Raw genomic sequence first — 3,557 nt, 5'->3', positions numbered from 1 at the left:
GGACGCCGAAGGCCGCCGGAAACTCTCCAAACTCGCCAAGCCGATCCTCTACCCCGGCCCCCCCCCCCCCCCCCCCCGGGGCCCCCGGGGGGGGGGGGCCCCCCCCCCCCCCCCCCCCCCCCCGCGCCCGCCCGCACCCTCCACACTTCCGCTGCCCCACGAGAGCTGCGATCTGCCATGCTTCGATTCCTCGTCCGCCGGTCTCTCGGCGCGATCGTGATCTTGCTGCTCATCAGCGCCTTCACGTTCTTCCTCTTCTTCGCCGCCCCAAGGGACCCCGCACTCCTGGCCTGCGGACGGAACTGCGGCCCCGACGCGCTCGCGATCATCCACAAGAACCTGGGGCTCGACCAGCCGGTCCCGGTGCAGTACTGGCACTTCATGTCCGGCATCATCACCGGCCGCGACTTCGCCCAAGGGCCGTGCCCCGCACCGTGCTTCGGCTACTCCTTCGCCACCGGCGACGCGGTGTGGAACACCATCGTCGACCGCTTCCCGATCACCCTGTCGCTGACCATCGGCGCCGCCGCGGTCTTCCTGTTCGTGGGACTGGCCACCGGCATGCTCGCCGCGTGGAAGCAGGGCTCGCTGCTCGACAAGGTCTTCAGCTCCGTCTCGCTGGTGCTCAGCTCGATGCAGATCTACTTCATCGGCCCGATCGTGCTGGCGTTGCTCGTCTACAACACCAATCTGCTGGGACAGCCGAAATACGTGCCCATCACGGAGAATCCCGTCGGCTGGTTCATGGGCCTGCTGATCCCGTGGTGCGTCCTGTCGATCATCTTCACCGCGCAGTACACCCGTATGGCGCGCTCCGCGATGATCGAGCAGCTGCAGGAGGAACACGTCCGGATGGCGCGCGCCAAGGGGATGTCCGCCGCGACGGTCTTCTTCCGCTACGCCTGGCGGGGTTCGCTGATTCCCATCGTCACCATCTTCGGCATCGACCTGGGCTCGCTCTTCGGCGGCGCCATGATCACCGAGGTGACGTTCGCGCTGCCGGGCCTGGGCACCCTGTCGATGGAATCGGTGCTCCGGACCGATCTGCCCACGGTCATGGGCGTGATGCTGTTCGCGGCCACGTTCATCGTCCTGTTCAACATCATCGTGGATGCGACGTACGCCCTCATCGACCCGCGCGTGCGCCTGTCCTAGGAGAGTCTGAAGTGACCACATCCCTCACGAAGACCGAGGACGCGCCGGTCCCGACCGGACCGGACCCCTTCCTCTCCGTCCGCGACCTGCATGTGCGGTTCTCCACCGAGGACGGCATCGTCAAGGCGGTCGACGGCCTCTCCTTCGACCTCGAACGCGGCCAGACGCTGGGCATCGTCGGCGAGTCCGGCTCCGGCAAGTCCGTCACCAACCTCGCCGTCCTGGGCCTGCACAACCCCAAGTCGACCGAGATCACGGGCGAGATCACCCTGGACGGCCAGGCGCTGACCGGGACCAGGGAGAAGACCCTGGAAAAGCTCCGCGGCAACAAGATGGCCATGATCTTCCAGGACGCGCTGACCGCGCTCTCGCCGTACTACACGGTCGGCCGGCAGATCGCGGAGCCGTTCATCAAGCACACCGGCGCCACCAAGCGCGAGGGCCGGCAGCGGGCCATCGAGATGCTGACCAAGGTCGGCATTCCGCAGCCGAATCTGCGGGTGGACGACTATCCGCACCAGTTCTCCGGCGGCATGCGCCAGCGCGCCATGATCGCCATGGCGCTGGTCTGCAACCCCGAGCTGCTGATCGCGGACGAGCCGACCACCGCACTGGACGTCACCGTGCAGGCGCAGATCCTGGACCTGCTCAAGGACCTCCAGCAGGAGTTCGGCTCCGCGATCATCCTGATCACCCATGACCTGGGCGTGGTCGCCAACACCGCGGACGACCTGCTGGTGATGTACGCCGGGCGGGCGGTGGAGCGCGGCTCGGTCAAGGACATCCTCACCCGGCCCCAGCACCCCTACACCTGGGGCCTGCTGAGCTCGATGCCGCGGCTGTCCTCGGACGTCAACGAGGAGCTGCACCCGATCCCGGGCGCCCCGCCGAGCCTGCTCAACCCGCCCAGCGGCTGCGCCTTCCACCCGCGCTGCGGCTTCGTCGACCAGGTCAGCGGTGCGGGGTGCACCGACGACCGGCCGTCGCTGGCGCTCGGCCGCGCCGCCGCGTGCCATCTGAGTGCCGAGCAGAAGCAGACCTTCTTCACCGAGCAGATCAAGCCCCGGCTGGGCTAGGGAGCCATCACCATGACCGACAACGTCACTCTCCCCACGCCCCGCGATACGGCGCCCGCCAAGGGCGAGCCGCTGCTCACCGCCGAGGGGCTGACCAAGCACTTCCCGATCTACGGCGGCTTCCCGTTCAAGCGGAAGGTCGGCGCGGTCCAGGCCGTCGACGGCGTGGACCTGACCGTGCACGCCGGCGAGAGCTTCGGCCTGGTCGGCGAGTCGGGCTGCGGCAAGTCCACCACCGGGCGGCTGCTGACCCGTCTGATGGAGCCGACCTCCGGCAAGATCACGTACGCGGGCCGGGACATCACGCGCGCCAGCCGCAAGGAACTGGCGCCGGTCCGCTCCGAGATCCAGATGATCTTCCAGGACCCGTATGCCTCGCTGAACCCGCGGCAGACGGTCGGCACCATCATCGGCGGCCCGATGGAGATCAACGGGATCAATCCGCCCGGCGGCCGGGAGAAGCGCATCCGCGAGCTCCTGGAGACCGTGGGTCTCAACCCGGAGCACTACAACCGATTTCCGCACGAGTTCTCCGGCGGCCAGCGCCAGCGCATCGGCGTCGCCCGCGCCCTGGCCCTGGAGCCGAAGCTGATCGTCGCCGACGAACCGGTCTCGGCCCTCGACGTCTCCATCCAGGCGCAGGTCGTCAACCTGCTCCAGAAGCTCCAGCGCGAGCTGGGCATCGCGTTCCTGTTCATCGCCCATGACCTGGCGATCGTGCGGCACTTCAGCGAGCGGGTCGCGGTGATGTACCTCGGCAAGATCGTCGAGGTGGGCACCCGTGACGAGATCTACCACCGCCCGCGCCACCCGTACACCCACGCCCTGCTCTCCGCCGTCCCGGAGGCCACGCTGGTGGACGACGAGAGCGAGGGCCGCGAGCGGATCCGTCTCGCCGGTGATGTCCCCTCCCCCGTCAACCCACCGTCCGGCTGCCGCTTCCGCACCCGCTGCTGGAAGGCCCAGGACAAGTGCGCGGCGGAGCAGCCGCCGCTGGTCCAGATCTCCGGGAACGCGGCCGGGCACCTGACCGCCTGCCACTTCCCGGAGGAGCCGACGACCGCGGCCCGGGACGAGGACATCATCCTGGACCCGGCGCTGGCGGCCATCGAGGAGGCGGCGGGGGACGGTCCGGCCGGCTCCGGTGAGAAGGGCGCGGCCGGCAAGAGCCTGTGACGACCGCCGTACGTGGGGGTGGCCCGCCCCCCCCGCCCGGCCCCCCCCCCCCCGCCCTGTGGCGGGGCCGCCTGGCGGTGCGCCCCGGGCTGGGGGGGGCGGGCGGGGTGTGGGGGGGCCGCGGGGGCCCCGGCCCACCCCGGGCCCCCC

General features: G+C 69.9%; 3 protein-coding genes. All 3 read left to right on the top strand.

Annotation, left to right across the window (positions count from 1 at the left end):
- The first annotated feature begins 177 nt into the window (after positions 1–177).
- From ACIRPT_RS17650 to ACIRPT_RS17640, 3 genes are read left to right on the top strand one after another with little or no spacing between them, the layout of a single operon-like run.
- Positions 178–1,155, top strand: a complete 978-nt coding sequence (locus ACIRPT_RS17650) for an ABC transporter permease (protein WP_403827978.1) — start codon at positions 178–180, stop codon at positions 1,153–1,155.
- A gap of 11 nt (positions 1,156–1,166) precedes the next feature.
- The gene (locus tag ACIRPT_RS17645) at positions 1,167–2,231 is read left to right on the top strand and encodes an ABC transporter ATP-binding protein (RefSeq protein WP_403827976.1); all 1,065 of its coding nucleotides are present in this window, start codon (positions 1,167–1,169) and stop codon (positions 2,229–2,231) included.
- A 12-nt stretch (positions 2,232–2,243) separates the two neighbouring features.
- Positions 2,244–3,407, top strand: coding sequence for an ABC transporter ATP-binding protein (locus ACIRPT_RS17640; protein WP_403827974.1), 1,164 nt, complete (start codon positions 2,244–2,246; stop codon positions 3,405–3,407).
- Positions 3,408–3,557 lie beyond the last annotated feature (150 nt).

This window comes from Streptomyces sp. NPDC101227, from assembly GCF_044767545.1.
Classification (GTDB): Bacteria; Actinomycetota; Actinomycetes; order Streptomycetales; family Streptomycetaceae; genus Streptomyces.
This window is presented reverse-complemented; position numbering and strand designations above follow the sequence as displayed.